This window comes from Brenneria sp. L4-2C, from assembly GCF_040240335.1.
In the GTDB taxonomy this organism is placed as follows: Bacteria; Pseudomonadota; Gammaproteobacteria; order Enterobacterales; family Enterobacteriaceae; genus Brenneria.
On sequence record NZ_JBEIAC010000002.1, the window covers coordinates 91,127 to 110,865 of the forward strand.

General features: G+C 57.9%; 18 protein-coding genes and 1 tRNA gene. 7 read left to right on the forward strand and 12 right to left on the reverse strand.

The window, feature by feature from the left end:
- Nucleotides 1-29: 29 nt before the first annotated feature.
- The 8 genes from ABRZ26_RS04340 to ABRZ26_RS04375 all read right to left on the reverse strand — a co-directional run bounded on the left by ABRZ26_RS04340 (nucleotide 30) and on the right by ABRZ26_RS04375 (nucleotide 8,847).
- Entirely contained in the window at nucleotides 30-986 is a 957-nt protein-coding gene (locus ABRZ26_RS04340) for an ABC transporter ATP-binding protein (RefSeq protein WP_319603038.1), read from the reverse strand.
- Nucleotides 983-1,999 carry an ABC transporter ATP-binding protein gene (locus ABRZ26_RS04345; RefSeq protein WP_319603039.1) on the reverse strand — a complete coding sequence of 339 codons (1,017 nt, stop codon included), beginning with the start codon at nucleotides 1,997-1,999 and terminating at the stop codon, nucleotides 983-985. The genes ABRZ26_RS04340 and ABRZ26_RS04345 overlap by 4 nt, the downstream gene beginning before the upstream one ends.
- Nucleotides 1,996-2,865 (reverse strand): ABC transporter permease, encoded by an 870-nt coding sequence (locus tag ABRZ26_RS04350; protein ID WP_319603040.1) that lies wholly within the window; start codon nucleotides 2,863-2,865, stop codon nucleotides 1,996-1,998. Before ABRZ26_RS04350 ends, ABRZ26_RS04345 begins: the two co-directional genes overlap by 4 nt.
- 12 nt (nucleotides 2,866-2,877) lie before the next feature.
- Nucleotides 2,878-3,843, reverse strand: coding sequence for an ABC transporter permease (locus ABRZ26_RS04355; RefSeq protein WP_319603041.1), 966 nt, complete (start codon nucleotides 3,841-3,843; stop codon nucleotides 2,878-2,880).
- 4 nt (nucleotides 3,844-3,847) lie between these two features.
- Nucleotides 3,848-5,491, reverse strand: coding sequence for an ABC transporter substrate-binding protein (locus tag ABRZ26_RS04360; protein WP_319603042.1), 1,644 nt, complete (start codon nucleotides 5,489-5,491; stop codon nucleotides 3,848-3,850).
- Nucleotides 5,488-5,925 carry a PaaI family thioesterase gene (locus ABRZ26_RS04365; protein WP_319603043.1) on the reverse strand — a complete coding sequence of 146 codons (438 nt, stop codon included), beginning with the start codon at nucleotides 5,923-5,925 and terminating at the stop codon, nucleotides 5,488-5,490. The genes ABRZ26_RS04360 and ABRZ26_RS04365 overlap by 4 nt, the downstream gene beginning before the upstream one ends.
- Nucleotides 5,922-6,935, reverse strand: a complete 1,014-nt coding sequence (locus ABRZ26_RS04370) for a quinone oxidoreductase family protein (protein ID WP_319603044.1) — start codon at nucleotides 6,933-6,935, stop codon at nucleotides 5,922-5,924. The genes ABRZ26_RS04365 and ABRZ26_RS04370 overlap by 4 nt, the downstream gene beginning before the upstream one ends.
- A 571-nt stretch (nucleotides 6,936-7,506) precedes the next feature.
- Nucleotides 7,507-8,847, reverse strand: a complete 1,341-nt coding sequence (locus ABRZ26_RS04375) for a cation:proton antiporter (RefSeq protein WP_319603045.1) — start codon at nucleotides 8,845-8,847, stop codon at nucleotides 7,507-7,509.
- 257 nt (nucleotides 8,848-9,104) lie between these two features.
- On the opposite strand from ABRZ26_RS04375, the gene ABRZ26_RS04380 reads away from it, so the two are divergent.
- Nucleotides 9,105-10,319 carry an FAD-dependent oxidoreductase gene (locus ABRZ26_RS04380; RefSeq protein WP_319603046.1) on the forward strand — a complete coding sequence of 405 codons (1,215 nt, stop codon included), beginning with the start codon at nucleotides 9,105-9,107 and terminating at the stop codon, nucleotides 10,317-10,319.
- Nucleotides 10,320-10,397: 78 nt separating this feature from the next.
- On the opposite strand, the gene ABRZ26_RS04385 is transcribed toward ABRZ26_RS04380, so the two are convergent.
- Nucleotides 10,398-11,576 carry an alpha/beta hydrolase-fold protein gene (locus tag ABRZ26_RS04385; RefSeq protein WP_319603047.1) on the reverse strand — a complete coding sequence of 393 codons (1,179 nt, stop codon included), beginning with the start codon at nucleotides 11,574-11,576 and terminating at the stop codon, nucleotides 10,398-10,400.
- A gap of 243 nt (nucleotides 11,577-11,819) precedes the next feature.
- On the opposite strand from ABRZ26_RS04385, the gene ABRZ26_RS04390 reads away from it, so the two are divergent.
- Nucleotides 11,820-11,896 (forward strand) — tRNA-Val (locus ABRZ26_RS04390).
- A gap of 192 nt (nucleotides 11,897-12,088) precedes the next feature.
- Here ABRZ26_RS04390 and ABRZ26_RS04395 read toward each other — a convergent pair.
- From ABRZ26_RS04395 to ABRZ26_RS04405, 3 genes are all read right to left on the reverse strand, one after another.
- On the reverse strand, nucleotides 12,089-13,417 hold the full coding sequence (locus ABRZ26_RS04395) for a CapA family protein (protein ID WP_319603048.1): 1,329 nt from the start codon (nucleotides 13,415-13,417) through the stop codon (nucleotides 12,089-12,091).
- A 60-nt stretch (nucleotides 13,418-13,477) separates the two neighbouring features.
- Nucleotides 13,478-14,647: a cystathionine beta-lyase gene (gene metC, locus ABRZ26_RS04400; protein WP_319603049.1), complete on the reverse strand. Its 1,170-nt coding sequence runs from the start codon at nucleotides 14,645-14,647 to the stop codon at nucleotides 13,478-13,480.
- A 175-nt stretch (nucleotides 14,648-14,822) separates the two neighbouring features.
- Entirely contained in the window at nucleotides 14,823-15,605 is a 783-nt protein-coding gene (locus ABRZ26_RS04405) for an IclR family transcriptional regulator (protein ID WP_319603050.1), read from the reverse strand.
- 188 nt (nucleotides 15,606-15,793) lie between these two features.
- On the opposite strand from ABRZ26_RS04405, the gene ABRZ26_RS04410 reads away from it, so the two are divergent.
- Genes ABRZ26_RS04410 through ABRZ26_RS04430 form a run of 5 tightly spaced genes read left to right on the forward strand, consistent with a single transcriptional unit; the run spans nucleotide 15,794 to nucleotide 19,733 of the window.
- Nucleotides 15,794-16,639 carry a transporter substrate-binding domain-containing protein gene (locus ABRZ26_RS04410; RefSeq protein ID WP_319603051.1) on the forward strand — a complete coding sequence of 282 codons (846 nt, stop codon included), beginning with the start codon at nucleotides 15,794-15,796 and terminating at the stop codon, nucleotides 16,637-16,639.
- Nucleotides 16,639-17,385 carry an amino acid ABC transporter permease gene (locus tag ABRZ26_RS04415; protein WP_319603052.1) on the forward strand — a complete coding sequence of 249 codons (747 nt, stop codon included), beginning with the start codon at nucleotides 16,639-16,641 and terminating at the stop codon, nucleotides 17,383-17,385. The genes ABRZ26_RS04410 and ABRZ26_RS04415 overlap by 1 nt, the downstream gene beginning before the upstream one ends.
- A complete protein-coding gene (locus ABRZ26_RS04420) occupies nucleotides 17,382-18,095 on the forward strand; it encodes an amino acid ABC transporter permease (RefSeq protein WP_319603053.1) in 714 nt (237 codons plus the stop codon). Before ABRZ26_RS04415 ends, ABRZ26_RS04420 begins: the two co-directional genes overlap by 4 nt.
- Nucleotides 18,095-18,844, forward strand: a complete 750-nt coding sequence (locus tag ABRZ26_RS04425; RefSeq protein WP_319603054.1) for an amino acid ABC transporter ATP-binding protein — start codon at nucleotides 18,095-18,097, stop codon at nucleotides 18,842-18,844. Before ABRZ26_RS04420 ends, ABRZ26_RS04425 begins: the two co-directional genes overlap by 1 nt.
- Nucleotides 18,845-18,863: 19 nt before the next feature.
- Nucleotides 18,864-19,733, forward strand: a complete 870-nt coding sequence (locus ABRZ26_RS04430) for a sulfurtransferase (protein WP_319603055.1) — start codon at nucleotides 18,864-18,866, stop codon at nucleotides 19,731-19,733.
- The last annotated feature ends 6 nt before the right edge of the window (nucleotides 19,734-19,739 follow it).

Genomic DNA, 19,739 nt, shown 5'->3' on the forward strand with positions numbered 1-19,739 from the left:
TAATTCCTTACACGGCCGTGGCCTGAAGCTTAAGCATGAATGTCAATGAGCGGGAAATGACAGGCGACCCGACGCCGATCGCCGCAATCGCGCAGTGGCGGCCGCTCCGAGCGGCAACGCTCGCCGGCATGGGAACAACGGGTGTGAAACGGGCATCCGCCCGGAGGCGACAGCGGACTGGGCAATTCGCCCGTCAGCAGATTTTGCGCCCGCGCGGCGCGGGGATCGGCCACCGGCGCGGCGGAGAGCAAGGCAAAGGTGTAAGGATGCGCCGGATTGGCCCAAATTTGCCCGGTGGGGCCGCTTTCCACAATCCGACCCAGATACATCACCAGAATACGATCGGCGATGTACTCCACCACCGACAGGTCGTGGGAAATAAACAGGTAGGCCACGCCGGTTCGCTGTTGCAGGTCGCGCATCAGATTGATGACCTGGGCGCGCACCGACACATCCAGCGCCGAGACCGGCTCGTCGCAGATGATCACTTTAGGTTCCAGAATCAGCGCCCGGGCAATGCCGATACGCTGGCGCTGCCCGCCGGAAAATTCATGCGGATAACGCGATGCCGCCGCGGCCGGCAGCCCCACCAGTTCCAATAGCTCGCCGACCCGCCGGCGAATGGCCGCCTTATCCCAGCCGGCCACCTCCAGCGGCCGGCCGATGCTTTTACCGATGCGCTGACGCGGATTCAACGATCCTTGCGGATCCTGAAACATCATCTGAATGTCCGCGCGATACGGCAGCAGCGCCTTGCGGCTCAGATGGGTGATATCGTCGCCGTTGACCCTGATCTGTCCGCCGCTGCTGGCGATAAGCCGCATCACCGCTTTACCCAACGTGGATTTGCCGCAACCGGACTCCCCCACCAGCCCGACGGTTTCGCCGGGCCACAGAGACAGATCGACCCCCGCGAGGGCGTAAACCAATCCCTGACCGGTGGGATAACTCACCTGTAAATTTTGTACCTCAAGCACCGCATTCACGCGCGCCGTCCTCCATTCGCCAGACGAAGCACCGCCGTCGAAGCGTCCTGTTGCGCCGCCCAGCAGGACGCCTGATGATCGCGGCGTAAAGTTTCCAGCGCCGGCCGTTGCCGCCGACACTGGGCCGAAACGTGCAGGCAGCGATCGGCGAAAGCGCATCCCGCCGGCAGTTCGCTCAACGCCGGCACTCTGCCGGGAATATCCAGCAGCCGCTGGTTCGGCTGGCCGGATGTGGGCGTGGCGCGCAGCAATCCCTGGGTATAGGGATGCAGAGGATGGTCGAACAGCTCCAGCACCGGCGCTTCTTCGACTTTTTTCCCGGCATACATCACCGCCACGCGCTGGGCCATCGCCGCCACCACGCCTAAATCATGAGTAATCAACATTAACGCCATGCCGGTATCGGCCTGAAGTTCACGCAGCAGCGCGAGGATCTGCGCCTGAATGGTGACATCCAGCGCCGTGGTCGGCTCATCGGCAATCAGGACGGCCGGTTTACAGGCAATGGCGATGGCAATCATCACCCGCTGCGACATCCCGCCGGAAAGACGGTGCGGATATTCGAGCATGCGTCGGGACGCATCCGGGATATGCACCTGTTCCAGTAATTCAGTGCCGCGCCGCCACGCCTCGCGCCGCGACAACCCCAGATGCACCCGCAACACTTCGCTCAATTGGTCGCCGACGGTTTTCACCGGATTAAGCGAACTCATCGGATCCTGAAAAATCATCGCCAGCCGACGGCCGCGCAGCCGCCGCATTTTCCCCTCGCTCAACGTCGCGAGATTCTGCCGTTCAAACCAGATCTCTCCCCCGCCGATGCAGACCGCCGGCGCGGGCAGCAAGCGCATCAGCGCCAGCGCGGTCAGCGATTTGCCGCAGCCGGACTCGCCGACCACCGCCAGCGTTTCGCCCGCATGCAGCGTGAGCGATACATCGTCCAGCGCCGTGACGCGCTGCCGTCTGTCGACGATATCCACCGTCAGATTATTGACTTCCAGCACCGTATTCATGGGCGGTCCCGCAGCTTCGGGTTCAGCGCATCGTTTAGCCCGTCGCCCAACAGGTTCAGCGCCAGCACCGCCAGCATAATCGCCACGCCGGGTACCGCGCAGATATACCAGGAAGAGCGGATAAGCGTGCGGCCTTCGCCCACCAGCCGTCCCCAACTGGCCAGATTAGGGTCGCCGAGGCCGAGAAATGAGATGACCGACTCATAAAGAATCGCGCCGGCGACCACCAGCGAGGAAAGCACGATCACCGGCGGCATCACGTTGGGCAGGATTTCGCCCACAATGATTCGGCTATTGCTCATGCCGCAGGCGCGGCAGGCCTGCACAAACTCGCGCTCTTTCACCGAGAGGAATTCGGCGCGGGTCAGTCGGGCAATGGGTTGCCAGGAAACCAGACCGACCGCGACGATAATATTGGCGAGATGGGGACCGAGGATCGCCACCACCGTCAGCACGAATACCACGTTGGGAATGATCTGGAATAACTCGGCGATACGCATCAGCACTTCATCCACCCAACCGCCGAACCAGGCGGCGCTGGCGCCGACCGCCACGCCGAGGGTGGTCGCCACCAGACTGGCCGTCAGGCCGATCATCAGCGTGGCGCGGCTGCCGTGGACAATCAGCGCGGCGATGTCGCGGCCGAGGGAATCGGTACCCAGCGGATAGCGGGCATCGGTGAACGGCCAGATTTCCGGCATCGCGACGATGCGCAACGGCGCGACCGGATAGATCCAGTCGGCGATCAGGGCGGCAACCAGAATCGCCAGCACGATAAACGCCCCGAAGACCGCGCCCCGGTTGCGGCAAAAATGGCGCAGAAATTGCCGGCGCGGCGCGCCTTCGGCGGCTAATGGCGTACTCATAGACATTATCATTCAGCTCCGAATCCGCGGATCCAGACGGAAATAAATCGCGTCGACCAGGATATTAATCACAATCACCACCAGCGAACTGAGCACCAGAACCCCCAGCACCACGGGATAGTTGCGGCTCATCACGCTGTCGAACAGCACCTGACCGATGCCGGGCCAACTGAACACCGACTCCACCACAATGCTGCCGCCCAGCACGGTGCCAAGCTGTAACCCGAACAGCGTCACCACCGGCAGCAGCGCGTTGCGCATGATATGCCCGACCACGACCCGCAGGCGGCCCAATCCCCGGCCGCGCGCCGAGCGTACAAAATCCATCTGCGCCACTTCCAGCATTGAGGCCCGCATGACGCGCGCGTAAGTCGCCGCGTAAAACAGGCCGAGCGTCAGCGCGGGCAGCACCAGATGGTGGAGAATATCAAGGCAATGCCCCCAGAGCGTCTCGTCCGCGCCGATCTCCTCCATACCGCCCACCGGAAACCAGCCGAGCTTAACGGCAAACAGGATAATCATCATGATGCCGAGCCAGAAACTCGGCGCGGCGAAGCACAGGACCGACAGCGCGGAAATAAGCGAATCCCACAGGCTGTTCACCCGCACCGCCGCCAACACGCCGGCGCTGATGCCCACCAGCAACGCCACGGCAATACTGGCCAGCATCAGGATCAGCGTCGCCGGCAAATGCGCGAGGATCACCTCCAGCACCGGCAAGTTCTGACGATAGGAAAAGCCCAGATCCAGGCGCGCCACCGCGCCGATATATTTCAACAGTTGCAGCCAGGCCGGCTGGTCGAGGCCGTAAAGCGCGCGCAAACGTTCGATCATCGCCGGGTCGGTGACCTGCTGCTCGGCGGTCATCACATCCAGCAGATCGCCGGGAACCGACTTCATCAGGATGAAATTGATGATAATCACCCCGAGCAACAGCGGAATGCCCTGTAACAAACGACGAAAAATCATCCGCGCCATACCGCTACTCCGCCAGCCAGACGTCATTGAGCGAGTGGCCCTGCACATTGGCCGCGGTGGTGAAATTACGCACGTTTTTACGCGCCAGCGTATAGGACTGCATTTCCACCAACGGCACGATCGGCACTTCGGTACTGGCCAGACGGGCAAACTGCTGGATCAGCGTCCGCCGCCGGTTTTCATCGGTTTCGATGGTGATATTCTCGACCAGCGCGTCCATCTCCGGGTTGCTATAACCGGTAGCGTTGCGGAACGCCCCGCCCTTGACGATGCCGTCGGTGGTGAAAAATTGGGTTACCGTCGGCACCGGCTCTATCGGCGCGGTAAAGTTGGAAACGGCGATATCGTAATCGTAATCGTTGTAAATGCGTTTTAACGCCGTCGCGCGGTCGACGGAGTCCAGACGCACGGTGATATTGATGTCTTCCAGCGCCTGTTTAAGGTACTGGCCGATTTTGGCGTTCTCCTCGAACCAGGCCGCCGCCAGCAAATTGACGGTAAAGCGGCTGCCGTTCCTGACCGGCAGTCCGGCGGCGTCGAGCAGCGCGGCGGCCTTTTTGACGTCGAACTCATATTTCGGCACGTCTTCGGTGTAAAACAGGGCGTTGCTGCTGAAAATCGGCGCCAGCGCCGGTTTGCCGCGGCCGAAATAGATGGTGTTGACGATAAACTGGCGATCGATGGCGTGCAGAATGGCCTGGCGGACTTCACGGCGATTAACATGTTCGCGACGCTGATTAAATTCAACCGTCGCCGCCCAGGCGCTGTTTTCGTAACCGCGGGTATCCAGCACCACCTGTCCGCCCTTGACCAGACGATCGACTTCGCGCGCCGGCACCGGATTGGAATAGCCCAGCCCCAGTTGTCCGGTTTCCAGCGCCGCGGTACGCGACGCCGCATCTCCCCACCAGCGCACCAGCAGCTTATCCAGATAGGGTTGGTTGGGCGACCAGTAATTGTCGTTGCGGCGGTAGGCCACGTAGCTGCCGCGCTCCCATTTATCAAATATCCAGGGGCCGGTACCCACCGGGCGGTTATTGAGCGGATTGGTCAGTATGTCCTTGCCGGCATAGAGATGTTTAGGCACCACCAGTTGATACTGTCCCGCCAGAATCGACTTGAGGAAAAACGCCGGCACCGGGGTAGTAAAGTTAAGCGTAACGGTGAACGGATCGACGGCCGTGGCGCCGCTCAACGATTTCAGCGCGATGCCGGCCGAAATGGCTTTCCAGTGTTCCAGCACGTTAAACACCACGTCGTCAGCGGTAAAATCGGCGCCGTCATGCCACTTCACGCCCTGTCGTAGTTTAATCTCATAGCTTTTGAAATCGGCGGACGGCGTCACCGATTCGGCCAGCTCCGGCTGAAAATTCAGATCGTTGTCGAGTTTGAGCAGACGTTCCAGAATTTTGGTGGAGGTCTGGAAAGGCGAAGACCCGCCGCCGCCGGGTACAAACAGCGCCTGCGGCTCCAGTCCGCCCCAGGAGATCACCAACGTGCCGCCGCGGCGCGGCGCAAGCGCGGCGCTTTCTTCGGCAAAGGCGTCGCCGATCAGGCGAAACCCCGTCACCTGCGACGACAGCGCGGCGAAAGAGCCGCCCACCCCGAGGATACGCAGGAAATTACGGCGGGAAAAACGGTCGGTCATGATAACACTCCTGTTGATGCGGTTCCGGTGGCGTAACTTGCCCGACCGATGGCCAGCAAGATATTTTGTTCGTTATAAACATCCACATCGGCGACGCCGACGCTGCGGCCATGACGCCGCACGCGCGCGACCACCCGCAGCGAGGTATGCACCGCCGGGCGCAGATAATCCACGCGAAAATTAATGGTGGGCAGCCCGCTACCGACGATCATGGCCAGCGCGAAGTCGCCGACGGTATCGATAATCGACGCCAGCGGGCCGCCGTGCCACTGCCCGCTGCCCGCGATGCGTTCAAATTCGGCGCGCATCGGCACCGTGACCGTCAGCGTTTGCTGGTCGTAATCCACCGATTCGATCTGTAAATTCAGCCAATCGATGAAAGGCGAGGCGCGAAATTTCTCTTCAATTTGCGCCTGACTGAGTCTTGTGCTCATACCACCACCACCTTGCCGATAACCCGACGCTGTTCCAGTGAGGCCAGCGCCTCCGCCCCCTGCTCCAGCGGCCATTGACGATCGATCGGCACCTGGAGTTTTTTCTCCCGCACCAGCGTCAGCAGGCGGTGCAGATCCTCGCGTTCCCAGCCGTTGGAGCCGCGAATTTGCAATTCATAGGTCCAGATGTAGCGAATATCTTCGGCGGGATTGAAACCGGCGGTGGCGCCGCAGGTCAGCAAACGCCCGCCCACGCGCAGGCAACGCAACGATTTCACCCAGGTGTCGCCGCCGGTGAAATTCACCACCACATCGACGCCGCCGGGGTGCGGCGCATTGCGCTGACGCGCCGGTTTGCCGTAGTGCTGGAACACATGCTTCATAAAATCCTCTTCGGTATAGAGAATGGTATGATCCGCCCCCAGTCGGCGCAGACGTTCGGCCTTTTCCTCACTGCCGACGCAAGCTATCACCTCCGCGCCCGCCAGCTTCGCCAACTGTACGCAGCAGACGCCCACGCCGCCGCTGGCGCCCAGAATCAAGACCTTTTCTCCCGGCCCGACCTGGCCGATGGTGGCGATCAGACGTAACGCGGTGCCATAGGCCACCGGCAACGCGGCCGCTTCGGCAAAGCCGATATCGTCGGGCAAGGCGATCAGTTGGTGGGCCGGCACCCGGCATAATTCAGCCAGACCGCCGTGCGTGGTTTCCCCGATCAGCCCGCCGTCAACCCGATTGATCGGATCCACCACCACCCGATCGCCGATCCGCCAGTCCTGTACCTCTTCGCCCAGCGCGATAATTTCCCCGGCGACATCCAGGCCGATAATAATCGGGAACGGCAAATGAATCCCCGGCATGCCGCGGCGGGTAAAAACATCATGATAATTCAGCGAAGAGGCCCGAACGCGCAATAACACCTCGTTCTTAGCGGGAATAGGGTCAGGGAAATCGTATTCAACACGCAACTTATCGTTGTCGCCGTGTTCACGTAACACGATGGCTTTCATAGATTTTTATCCGACAATAGCAGCGATAAATTCAAACCGTCCGTAAGCGCGGCGCGCCGTTAAACGCATCCCGCGCTGCGACCCAACAGCTATCGTTCGAACGGGCCTCGGGGAAAACCCCCGGTTGTTGCAGGCAACGGGAACGGGCGGTCGGCGCGGCAGGGATAGCAAGCGGCCGGAGCGCAGAGCGCGATGCCCTCCGGACGTTAACGGAAAACCCAAACCTTGAAACCGGGGAGAAGCTGCATCGGGTTGTCGTGCGGCATGAATAACAACATGATCGACTACCGGGGTTAAACCACGCATAGACTTATCTCTTACTCGTCCGTCTCCTGTGAACAGGTAATCAACCTAGCGAATATCACCGACGATCCAAAACGACAATTAGTGAATAGTTTGTGCGCTAATTGTATATAGTGAATTAAATACGGAGGTTATCGTTACAATAGAAATAATTTCGAAGGTTAGTAACAGCGTAGCGCCGCCAGGCAACCGGCGCGGCGCTATTGAATTGATAACACCCTCTTCCGCTTTCCGGGCGCCGGCAAGCGATAATGAAGGCTGTCGCGGACTAGCGCTTATGCTGTTCACTGGCGGCAATACGCCAGTTGAGCAACGGCGTTACCGACATGCCATGCACCACGACGCTGGCGACGATCAAGGTAAAGGCCATATCGGCCATTCTTGTGACCTCGGCGCCGGCCAGTCCGTGCGTATAGCCCCAGGCGATGTAGTTAATGCTGCCGATTCCGCGAATGCCCAGCCACCCCAGCATCAGGCGCTGTTCACGCGGTGCCTTGACGCCGAGAGTGGCGATCCATACCGACAGCGGGCGGATCACCAGAAACAGCAACGCCGCGATCAGTAAACCGGCCGGATCCCAGTGCTGAGCCAGCGTAATGCCCAGTACGATAATGATGGCCGCTGCGAACAGTCTTTCCACCATATCGCCAAACGACAGCGCATCGCCCACCACCAGTCCCACCGAGCTGGTGGGGTTGGTGGCGCCCGACTCGTGACGGACATGGAAATTGACCATCACCTCAGCCGGGGGGCGGTTATCGCTGTCGTCAAATTGATCGGCGGGCTGACGGTTGACCGCGCGCACTTCCGCCCGCCGCAGCCCGACGCCGGCGGCGAACGCCGCAAGAAAACCCGACGCGTCCAGCGACTGCGCCGCGGCATAGCTCAGGGCAATCAGCGCCAGCGCCAGAAAGTCGTTCGGCGTAACATCCTGATGGGTATGCCGCAGATGCATGGCATACTGGCCGACAAAGCGCCCCATGGCAAAACCGATGCCCAGCCCCGCGCCGACGGCCCACAGCACATCCACCAGCGCCCAGCGGCCGAACGCCGCCAGTGATATCTCGCCATTGCCGGCCAGCAGCATAACCGCCAGCATCAGCAGCGGCAGCGCGCTGCCGTCGTTCATGCCCGCCTCGCTGGACAGCGAAACGCGCAGGTTGTCATTATCGTTGGCGTCGTTGACCGAGATTAAGCTGGCCAGCACCGGGTCGGTCGGCGCGACGATGGCGCCGAACGCCAGCGACAGCGGCCAGGCGAAGCCGGCCAAAAAATGCGCCGCCAGCGTCACGCCGGCCACCGTCAGCAGCATGCCGGGAAACGCCAGCCGCAAACCGATGCGCCACCCCTGGCTTTTTAGCGGCAACCTGAGTTTGAGGCCGGTAATAAACAGCGAAGCCGCCATGGCGATTTCAGTGATATTTTTTGCCAGCTCCGCATGCGCGGCGATATCCACCTGAAGCAGATTCAACACCCACGGCCCGCACGCCACCCCCACCAGCAGGTAGATGGCGAACACCGTTATCGGGCCGCGCTTAATCCAACCCGACGCCAGCGAGATTAATAGTAATAAACCGCCCGTCACAGCCGTCCAGCCAAGAAAATCCATTCTTACTCCTCTTTTTTATCTATCTACTCTGGTATGTAGGATAGCTAACACAGAGGAAGGCGGGATTTCCGAGATGAGTAATAATGGTAGTTTGCGATCGATTGCCTGTAACCCACTCGCCATATTCGCATCACCGATAGCATACTGTTAGCTCAGGACGCCGCGCTGAATACCAGCACTCAGCCACACTAATGAGAATCATTTGCAACTTAACCCCAAACTTCTATCATTAGATTTTCCCTGTCTGACGAAATGCCATGACCGATAAGATCCTGGAAACGCCCTGCTGCATTATCGGCGGCGGCCCGGCCGGACTGATGCTCGGCTATCTGCTGGCGCGCGCCGACATTCCCGTGCTGGTGCTGGAAAAGCATGCCGATTTTCTGCGGGATTTCCGCGGCGATACCATCCATCCGTCAACATTGGAAATTATGGCGCGCCTGGGGCTGCTTGAAGCATTGCTGCGACTGCCGCATCAACGGGTCGAGACGCTTGTCGGGGAATTTAACGGCCGGAAGATCACCCTGGCCGACTTCCGGCGCCTGCCCTCCCCGTGTCGATTTATGGCGCTGATGCCGCAGTGGGATTTCCTCAATTTTCTGGCGGAACAGGGCCAATCGTTAGCGGGATTCCAGCTGTTGCGCGCCACGCAGGTCGTGAACACGATTCGGGAAAATGGCGCGGTAACGGGCGTGGAAGCGTTGGACGTCAATGGCGACAAGCTGCTGATCCGCGCCGGACTGGTTATCGCCGCCGACGGCCGCCAGTCGGTGGTGCGCCAGACGGCGGGCCTGACCGGCCGCAGCTTCGGCATGCCGCGGGACGTGCTATGGATGAAATTGCCGAAAGCGGCCGACGACGAAAACTGGGCCAGCGGACACGGCGGCCCCAGGAACAACGTTATCATGCTGGATCGGGGCGACTACTGGCAGTGCGGCTACAGTATCGCTAAAGGCGCCTTTCCCGCTATCCGGCGACAAGGTCTGCCTGCGCTGTTGCAACAGGTCGCGGCGGTCTCCCCATTCGGCGTCGAACGGCTGGCGCGGGCCGTTGCCGACTGGACGCAAGTTAAATTGCTGGATATTCGCATCGACCGGCTGGATCGCTGGGCGGCGGCGGGCGTTTTGTGCATCGGCGATGCGGCTCACGCCATGTCCCCCATCGGCGGCGTCGGCGTAAATCTGGCTATTCAGGATGCGGTGGCAGCCGCCAATATTCTGGCCGAACCGCTGGCGCGCGGGCCGGTCGGCCTGCATATATTGAATCGTGTGCAACGGCGACGCGAATTTCCCACCCGCGTTATCCAGCGGCTGCAAATCATGATGACCGGCAAAGGGAAAACCTCATCCCGCGCCGCACGACGGCCGCCGGCGTTCGCGCGCTGGCTGATTCGCCAGCCCTGGCTGCCGCACCTGAGCGGTCGCATCATCGGCCTGGGCGTGCGCCGCGAGCTACCTCGCCAGCCGCGTTGATTCAGGCGGCCGTTTTTCACGCATTCTGACGCTCATACGCTACGGCGCTAAAAGAGATTTAGCGCCGCCTAAACTTTGCTATTTAAATAATTTTTGCACAAATTCGATATAGGCCGGGCGCCAGACATCCATTTCATGCCCCAGATTCGGATATTGGGTATAGCTGAAGCGTACCCCCTTCTCTTCCAGCAGGGTTTTAAGCCCGGCAATGTCTTTACCCGTGATGTTGTCGGTTTCGCCAATCACCACCGTAAAGTCGCGCAACTGCTGATTAATCTGTTGCGGGCGATCGAGCTGCGCCGATACGGCGGCATTCGGCACCGTTTCCGTCGTCACGCCGCTGAACGTCGCCAGCCAGCCGAAATGATCCAGATGGGTGATACCCGACACCAGCGCCTGATAACCGCCTTGCGACAATCCGGCCAGCGCCCTGCCGTCCGCATCCTGTCGGACATTAAAATGCTGATTAATCGTGGGAATAATGTCATGGATAAGCTCCCTGTCCGCCGCCAGCGCATTACGGGGATAGAAGACTTTACGTCTTTCCTGAGGAGGAAAATCCTCCGGCACGGCATCCGCGATATCCGTTTCAGTATCGGGGATCACGACCAGCATCGGCGCAATTTTTTTCTCCGCCAGCAGGTTATCCATAATCTGCGGGATCCGGCCCTGTACGACCGCCGATGCGCCGGTATCGCCAAAGCCGTGATAGAAATAGAGAACAGGCAATGGTTTCGAGGATTCGCTATATCCCGGCGGCGTCCAGACGTACATTTGCCGCTCAGACTTAAGCGCGGCCGCATGATATGTCACTGTGCGCAAATCGCCATGAGGAACGGCGCGCACATCGAGAATGCTGCCCGGAACCAGAATCAGACTGGTATTCACCTGACGTTGCGGCTTGGTGAACGCACTGCCGGTATCAATCGAGCGAAAACCATCAACGCTGAAAAAATACTCATACAAATTAGGTTGTTGCGGCGGCAACTGGAAAGACCAGATCCCCGACTCATCTTTAGTCATGGCGTGAGATACCAGGCTCTCCGGCGTCGCGCCGGTGAAGACGCTGACTTTATTTGCCGCCGGCGCGAACAAACGAAACGTAATGCTATTATCGGGATTTACCGCCGTCACGTACTGTTTAACCGGCACATTGGCTGTAGGAACGGCGGGAAAATCAGCAGGCAACGCAGATACGCGCAGGGATACCGCTGCGAATATCCCTGCGGCGAGTAAGGATAGATTGGTTTTTTTCATTTTTATCTGTCCGCTTTAATCGGTGAGAGGGTAACGCGGTCAACGTCAGGTCAAAACCTACAACGCCGAATGCCCAATTGACCAAACATTCAGCATCTGGAAGAGTATGAAATATAAAGGTCTTGCCATCCATGCCGGACAAGTCCATAATAGCGCCCATCCCAACCGCTGGGATAAAAAATAGCATTTTAATCAAAAGGTTAGTTGACGGAAGATAATTCCGTTGAGCGAAACCTACCCTGTACGACCGTAGCTCAGTTGGTTAGAGCACCACCTTGACATGGTGGGGGTCGGTGGTTCGAGTCCACTCGGTCGTACCAATTCAAGTTTTACAGATGTTCTGTAATAGCGCATCTCTCCCCTTTTGACTTAGTTCTGTTTTCATTAAAACCGTTCGTTTCTGTCTTATCTAATCCCAAATAGACTCTGCCAAAAGCACCGGAATGGTGCGGAACGCCTTGAACGATCCGCCCGAATTATTTCGCCATAGGACAACAGATACGTTCAACCTCCTACCCAACCTCGATAGTAATGGTACCGGTCGCCTCATTGTAATGTAATTGAGTGCCGTATCTTCCACTTAAGCGAGTCAGATCCGCTGCGATTTCATGCCCTAATTCAGCTGAAGCTATCACCGGCAGACCACGGTCCAGCGAGCGTTCACGGTTCAGGCCAAGATCTATCGGTAATAATTCGAAGCGTAACGCGCCCGACTGGTAATCCATCAGCGCCAGGCAGTTTTTTGAAAAACGGGATTCGGCGTTAAAACCAACGAATTGACCCGCGCTGTTGATTGATCTGGCCCGATGCAAATCGGAAGGTCGGGCATCCAGGTCATGACCGTAAGCCGCATACATTTCAGGCGCAACGAGCGACTCCCCGGCTTCGAACTCCATCAGTAAACTGCCCAAATTATAGAAAATCGGCCGATTTTTATAAATTTCCACTCCGCGCAGGAAATGGGCGCCGTGACCGATAACCGCAGACGCGCCCGCGTCAATCGCGCTGCGGGCGAACGCTTCGATAAATGCCGGCGGATAAGGTGCATACCAGCCGTCGTTTTCACCTTCATGGGTGTGAAGACTGACCAGAGTCACATCCGAACGATGTACCGCATCGCGCACGCTTTTTAAAATCGCCTCATGATCGTCTTCGTTCATATAAGTACGAACGTGCGCCACATCGCCGCGCTCTATCTGCACCGAACTCTCGAAAATAGAGCCGAATCTTAAATAATCCGGCCCTTGGTCGGCCATGACCTCAATGCGTTGACCTTCACGGTTGCTGTCTGCAATACCCAGTAACTCCGTGATTTGCCGCAACTGCCCGAATTCCGTATCCGGTAAGACATAGGCACGTCCCCAACGCAGCGGGTTGAGTCCGGGACGAGCGGCGACGTCGGCCCCGGCGACGCTGGCGGCAAAAACCTCTGAGCGAGTGGAACTTAATGCCACAACGCCGACCCTGCCGTTGGGTGTATCAAGGAAGCGCGCCGACCGGGCATCAGCAAGATTGCGGCCCACGCCGCAGTGGATCAATCCCCGCTGTTCAGCGGCCTCCAGGGTATCTACCACGCCTTGCGGGCCGAAATCGCCGGTGTGATTATTGGCAAAAGAAACCAGCTTGATATTGAGATCGACAAATTCATCCAATGTCGCAGGCTTTACCGACGTGATGTACCCTCTCCCCGCAGCAGGCGGCGTCTCTGGTTTCGGGCAGCAAAATTCCGCATTGGCAAAGACCGCATCCGCAGCGGAAAGCCGCTCGACAAGGCGTTTATCCAGCCGTTTGGCCAGATTACGGCTGGAAAAAAGTAAATCACCACAGGCGATAATCCGCATAGTATTCGTCTCTTTAAAATAATTTATTGACTGATAATGATTCTGATGGAGTTGACACGGCTAAGACTGGCGAATAAAGGCAAAGGCCTGATCCAGATCGGCAATCAGATCATTGGCATTTTCCAGACCTGCGTGAATTCGCAATAACGTGCCGGAATGCTTCTGGAGATGAACCGACCGCAGGGGATTAACCGGAAGGATCAGGCTTTCATAGCCGCCCCAGGAACTGCCGATACCGAAAAGCCGCAACGCATCCACCAACGCGCTGCGTTTTTCAGCCATTTCCGGCCGTAACTCGAAAGCGAACAGCCCGGAAGCGCCGGTAAAATCACGTTGCCATAATGCGTATCCTGGGTCGCCAGGCAACGCCGGATGGATCACCCGCGCCACTTCCGGCTGTCCGGCAATGAATTCCGCCAAGCGGATGCCCGTCTGCCAATGGCGTTCAAGGCGCAGAGGCATGGTACGCAGTCCCCGCAGCGCCAGATAGCAATCGTCTGGGCTGGCGATCAGCCCCAGTTCATGGGTGGTGGATTTCAGACGCGGATAGGTTGTCTCGGTTGCGGTGACGACGCCCATCATGACATCGGAGTGGCCGGCGATATATTTCGTCGCGGCCTGTACGGAAATATCCACCCCTTTAGCGAAGGGCTGGAAATAAAGCGGACTGGCCCAGGTATTATCCATAACGACCAGCGCATTATGACGATGCGCCACGTCGGCAATAGCGGGTATATCCTGCATTTCAAAGGTCAGCGAGCCAGGTGCTTCGGTGTAGACCAGCCGCGTTTCGGGCCGGAACAAAGATTCGATATCGGCGCCGGCCGCAGGGTCATAAAAATCGACATGAATCCGAAATCGTTGCATTAGCGAGCGCGCAACCTGCCGTAACGGACCATATACGTTATCGGGAATCAGTACATGCTCATCGGCTGAGACAAACGCGAGGATCGCCGTCGCGCAGGCCGACAAACCGGAAGGATAAACCAATGATTTATAACCGCCTTCCAGTTCGGCAATCGCTTCCTGTAGCGATTTGCTGGTCGGGGTGCCGTAACGGCCGTAGAACAGGTCGGGTTCATCGACAGAAGCCTGTTGCCGCAGTTTGCGATCCCATTCCTCCATTGAGTTGCAGACAGCCGTAGAGGTGCGATAAACCGGCGTATTAACAGCGCCGAGAAAATCTTCAGGATGGCGTCCGGCATGGATAACCTGAGTATCTAGTTTCATGGTAAGTCACGTTTTCGTTGAGAGTGGGTCAGCCCCTGTTCCTTTCAAGTCTGCCGTAACTCATCCCTAATTCAACAACTTTTTTCTCATTTGCATATATAACAACTTGATAATCTTTTTCGATATTCCTCACTCCCGGTTCATGATACAAGCGGTAAACAGCTAACCCGCCGCCTTATTCCATGACGAATTTTGCAGCCTCTCCCGCCACGAGTTTACCCAGCGCGTCAAGATCCTCGCTATGAATACGTACGCTTGGCCCGGACACCCCGACCGCGCCGACGACCAGCCCGTTCTGGTTGCGCAAAGGCGCGGCGGCGCCCCGAATGCCAAGATGGTACTCTTCATCATGCAGCGCATAACCCCGCTGTACGATACTCTGCAATTCGGCTTGAAAACGTTGCGGATCGGTAATGGTGCGGACAGTCTGGGCATGCAATTGCTCAGGTAATGGCGCATCCGCCAACGCCAGAAAAATACGGCCGATAGCGGTATACGCCAGCGGCGCCAGCGTACCGGGCCGGCTATCAACCCGCAGCGGATATTGAGACTCGATGGCATCCAGATACAGGACGTTCTCATCGGCCAGGATCGATAGATGCACCGCTTCGCCGGTCAGGGCGGACAAACGCTCCAACACCGGCCGGGCGCAGATCCGCAGGCTTTTTTGCGGACGGAGAATAGTTGGCTTGCCGGCCAGTTTGGGGCCAAGAATAAAACTGCGCCGCTCTCCGGCCTGAGCATATCCCGCCATAGCCAGCGTTTGCAGGAACCGCGAGGCGCTGCTCTTGTCGATGGCCAGACTCTCCGCCACATCGCCGGTTCGCACCTGCTGACGGTGAATCAGAAGATCCAGCACCGCCAGCCCCTTGGTCAGCGTCTTGAGTTCCCCCTTCACGCTCTCTGCATGAGCCAGTCCTTCCTCGGTTGACTTCTGTTGGACATTGCGGGTTTTCACGTTTCATTCCTCTTCGTTCGCGATGCTTATGTGAAATGTTGATATATATACAACTTAATGTCATGTTGATTTTATTGACACAAAAGAGCGAAAACTTCTAAATTCCCTGTACCAGAGGGAGGCTCAGGCCACCTCGTTCACCAAATAGCGCAGAGTAAAACTCCGCCAACCCAGGGTAAGTTGATTATATGTCAAAAACAACGCTAAATTCACTGATGATTCTAGGCGGCGGTTTGCTGGCGACCGCCTTTATTCCCAATCCGGCGCAGGCTAATGTTCTGGAAAAAATTGCCGATCGGGGCGTTATTTCGGTTTGCACCAATGTCAACAATCCCCCGCTGGCGTTCCTTGACTCCTCTGGCGTAGCCAAGGGGCTGCATATCGATCTGCTGAACGACTTCACCCAGCGCTTGTCCAGTCGTCTGGGTAAAGAGATTAAAACCACGTTGGTTCCGGTGCTGCCTGCCAACCGAGTGCAATTCCTGCAACAAGGCAAATGCGACATCCTGTTTACCTCGCTGACCGTGACGGAAGAACGCAAAAAGCTGGTGCAATTTGTCGAGCCGTACTACTACGCGGCAGGCCCGGCGCTGCTCACCAAGAAAGGCGTGACCTTTTCCCGCTGGGAAGACGTGAAGGGCAAACCCATTTGCAGCAATCAGGGCTCAAGCTGGAACCTGCCGCTGGAGCAAAAATTCGGCGCCAACATTATCGCCTTCCAGACCCAGCAGGAAGTAGACCAGTCTTTACGTGACGGCCGCTGCCCTGCCCTGGTTTCCGATGATAGCTACCTCCAGTCGCGTTTCCTTAACGATAAAGACGGCATCTGGAAAGATTACGTCATTCAGGATCTGGCCCCCTTCACCGAAGGCCCATGGGGTCTGGCCGTGCGTTTTAACGAACCGGAATATACCCAGTTCAGCTCCGACGTAATCAAAGACTGGAATAAGCAAGGAACCATCATCGAACTGGCGAAAAAGTGGGGGCTTAAACCGGCGCCGTTTGCGTTAAAAGCACATGAAGAAGCGAATTGATGTTTTATATTGCCGAGTGGTTTAAAGCGTTAAATGAACAGACGGGATGGAACTTCTCGTTGTTTTATAACGCCTGGGAAGCGAGGAAATATCTGGCCGGGCTTGTCCTGGCCGTTAAGCTGGCGATCGGGGCGCTGATGGGTTCCATGCTGATCGGCCTGCTGTGCGTGTTTGCCAGACAAGCCCGCCTGCGTGCGCTGCGCTGGTTGATAACGGCCTATGTCGAATTCTTTCGTAATACGCCGGGACTGGCCCAGCTCTATTTTTTATTTTTTGGCATAGGCTCTTATTTCCACCTCTCCACCTACGGGCCTAACGGCGAGCTGCCGTTGATATCGCCGTTTCAGTTCGTGGTTATTGCGCTATCGCTGCAATACGGCGCCTTCGTCACGGAAATCCTGCGTGCGGGTATCGAAGCGGTGCCGCGCACCACGATCGAGGCCGCCGAGTCGCTCGGCTACGGCCGCGCCAAGGCCATGCTGCATATCATACTGCCGCTGGCGTTGCGCATCAGTCTGCCCGCATTGGGCAACAACATGGCCCAGATAGTCAAAAGCACCGCGCTCGCCTACGCCATTGCGGTGCCGGAGGCGCTGTATGTCGCCCATGAAATCTGGACCGAGCACTTTAATGTGGTCGAAATGATGAATGTGGTGCTGCTGAGTTATTTGGGACTCATGACCATTTTTACCTTACTGGTGAAAATGCTTGAGCAGTGGTTGAAGGTTCCGGGGCTTGGACGATGAATATCATAGAGACGATTTTTCCGCCGCAGAGCGCTTTCGCCATTTTATTTCCCTGGCTGCCGTTGATCCTGAAAGGTTTTGGTCTGAACCTGCTGATCTCCGTATTCAGCATGATTATCGGCGTACTGGCCGGAACCTTGCTGGGGGCGGCGCAAATGACGCGCATGGCCATTATTCGCATGCCGGCGCGTTTGCTGACGTTGTTTTTCCGCAACAGCCCCTGGTTGGTCATCATGTTTTACGTAATGTTCCTGCTGCCGTTCGAAATCAAAATAGCCGGAACCTGGCTGAGTTTCCCTGACTGGATCAAAGCCGTGGTGGCGCTGGCGATCCCGGTCAGCGGTTACACTTCGGAGATTGTACGCGGCGGGTTGAAATCAATACCGACCACGCAATGGGAGGCGGCCGCGGCGCTCGCCTTCGGCCCCGTCCGCACCACGCTCAAGATCATCTTGCCTCAGGCGCTGCGTCAGATGGTGCCGCCGGCCATGAATCTCTACTGTTCGGTCATTATGGCGACATCGCTTGCCAACGTCGTCGGGGTACAGGAGATCATGACGGTTACCCAGACCATCCTGACCACCGAAACCCGGCCGGGTCTGATTCTGCCGGCCTATGGCATTACGTTGGTGCTTTTCTTTGCGTTTGTTTTTCCGATCTCCCTGTTTTCACGCCGCCTGGAGCGGACATGGCAATTTGGAACCCGCTAATGACTGATACACACGCTTCACCCGCACAGGTGATCCTAACCGATGTCCACAAATCCTTCGGCGACACTGAAGTGCTGAGCGGCATTTCACTGTCCGTCGCCCGTTCGGAAATCGTCTGCATTATCGGTCCGTCAGGATCGGGCAAGTCGACCTTGCTGCGCTGTATCAACGCGCTGGCGCCGATCGATTCCGGTTCGATTAAAGTCGGCGATACCGAGGTCAACGATGCCAGACTGGATGCGCTGACGCTGCGGCGCAAAGTCGGCATGGTTTTCCAGAGCTATAACCTGTTTCCCCATCGTACCGTACTGGAAAACATCATGATGGCGCCGATTCAGGTGCTCAAACAGCCGACGCGGGACGTTGAAGCCAGAGCCCGCCGGTTACTGGCGAAAGTCCATCTGGAAGCCAAGGCGGACGCCTATCCGGGCGAACTGTCCGGCGGGCAGCAGCAGCGGGTGGCGATTGCCCGGGCGCTGTGCATGAACCCTGAAGTCATGATGTTTGATGAAGTCACCGCGGCGCTTGATCCGGAAATGGTCAAGGAGGTGTTGACCACCATTCAGGATGTCGCCCGCGACGGCATGACCTGCATTCTGGTGACCCATGAAATGCGCTTTGCCCGCGAAGTGGCCGATCGCATTTATTTCACCGACAAAGGGCGCATCGTCGAAAGCAATACCCCCCGGGAATTCTTTGATAATCCACAGGATCCCCGCACCCAGGCGTTTCTGGCTAAAGTACTGTGATCATATCGGACATAAAATAATGACGCTCTCCCAACCTGAATCTCTGGTCAGTACGGCATGGTTGTCCACCCGACTGACCGACCCCGACGTGCTGATTTTTGACTGCACCACCCGTTTGCTGCCGGATGCCAAGTCGGTATATCGCGCTGAACCGGCGCGCAAAGATTTTGCGGCCAGCCACATCCCCGGATCGCAATTCATTGATGTACAAAATGATTTATCCGATAACACGCATCGCTATAAATATATGTTACCCACGCCGGAAGCCTTTGCCGCCGCGATGACGCGCTTTGGCGTTCGTCCCGGCGTACGCGTGGTGCTTTACTCTCGCGCCGACCCCTGGTGGGCGACTCGCGTCTGGTGGTTGTTGCGCGTTTTTGGTTTTGACAACGCCGCCGTGTTGGATGGCGGGTTTGGGAAGTGGCGACGCGAAAATCGGCCGTTGGAAAGCGGATCTGGCCGACGGCCGAACGCGGGCCGGTTCACCGCGAAAGCGCGTCCGCAACTGGTGGCTCGGCGTGATGACGTGCTGGCCGCTATCGGCGATGAGCGGATTTGTCTTCTCAACGCGCGGCTGCCGGCGCAGTTTGCCGGTCTGGAAGGCAACAATTATGGCCGGGCCGGACGGATTACCGACAGTCGCAACCTCCCCGCCGCCAGCCTGTTCGCGACGGATAGCGGCACTTTTCTTCCGCGCGATCAACTGCGCGCCAACGTCTCCGCCCTCGGTCTGGACAGTAAAAAAGTGATTGCCTATTGCGGTCATGGCGTAGCGGCCAGCGCAGTGGTCTTTGCGCTGAACTTACTGGGCCATCCGGATGTCGCGCTGTACGACGCCTCGCTATCGGAATGGGCTGATAACCCCGAATTGCCGATGGATGTCGGCTAAGCCGGC

Excerpts from the sequence above, each read along its gene's own strand:
- ABRZ26_RS04345 (WP_319603039.1), bottom strand. The coding sequence starts at position 1,999 with ATGAATACGGTGCTGGAAGTCAATAATCTGACGGTGGATATCGTCGAC.
- ABRZ26_RS04415 (WP_319603052.1), top strand. The coding sequence starts at position 16,639 with ATGTTTTATATTGCCGAGTGGTTTAAAGCGTTAAATGAACAGACGGGA.
- ABRZ26_RS04365 (WP_319603043.1), bottom strand. The coding sequence starts at position 5,925 with ATGAGCACAAGACTCAGTCAGGCGCAAATTGAAGAGAAATTTCGCGCC.
- ABRZ26_RS04360 (WP_319603042.1), bottom strand. The coding sequence starts at position 5,491 with ATGACCGACCGTTTTTCCCGCCGTAATTTCCTGCGTATCCTCGGGGTG.
- ABRZ26_RS04355 (WP_319603041.1), bottom strand. The coding sequence starts at position 3,843 with ATGGCGCGGATGATTTTTCGTCGTTTGTTACAGGGCATTCCGCTGTTG.
- ABRZ26_RS04430 (WP_319603055.1), top strand. The coding sequence starts at position 18,864 with ATGACGCTCTCCCAACCTGAATCTCTGGTCAGTACGGCATGGTTGTCC.
- metC (WP_319603049.1), bottom strand. The coding sequence starts at position 14,647 with ATGAAACTAGATACTCAGGTTATCCATGCCGGACGCCATCCTGAAGAT.
- ABRZ26_RS04375 (WP_319603045.1), bottom strand. The coding sequence starts at position 8,847 with ATGGATTTTCTTGGCTGGACGGCTGTGACGGGCGGTTTATTACTATTA.
- ABRZ26_RS04420 (WP_319603053.1), top strand. The coding sequence starts at position 17,382 with ATGAATATCATAGAGACGATTTTTCCGCCGCAGAGCGCTTTCGCCATT.
- ABRZ26_RS04370 (WP_319603044.1), bottom strand. The coding sequence starts at position 6,935 with ATGAAAGCCATCGTGTTACGTGAACACGGCGACAACGATAAGTTGCGT.
- ABRZ26_RS04410 (WP_319603051.1), top strand. The coding sequence starts at position 15,794 with ATGTCAAAAACAACGCTAAATTCACTGATGATTCTAGGCGGCGGTTTG.
- ABRZ26_RS04350 (WP_319603040.1), bottom strand. The coding sequence starts at position 2,865 with ATGAGTACGCCATTAGCCGCCGAAGGCGCGCCGCGCCGGCAATTTCTG.
- ABRZ26_RS04395 (WP_319603048.1), bottom strand. The coding sequence starts at position 13,417 with ATGCGGATTATCGCCTGTGGTGATTTACTTTTTTCCAGCCGTAATCTG.
- ABRZ26_RS04425 (WP_319603054.1), top strand. The coding sequence starts at position 18,095 with ATGACTGATACACACGCTTCACCCGCACAGGTGATCCTAACCGATGTC.
- ABRZ26_RS04385 (WP_319603047.1), bottom strand. The coding sequence starts at position 11,576 with ATGAAAAAAACCAATCTATCCTTACTCGCCGCAGGGATATTCGCAGCG.
- ABRZ26_RS04380 (WP_319603046.1), top strand. The coding sequence starts at position 9,105 with ATGACCGATAAGATCCTGGAAACGCCCTGCTGCATTATCGGCGGCGGC.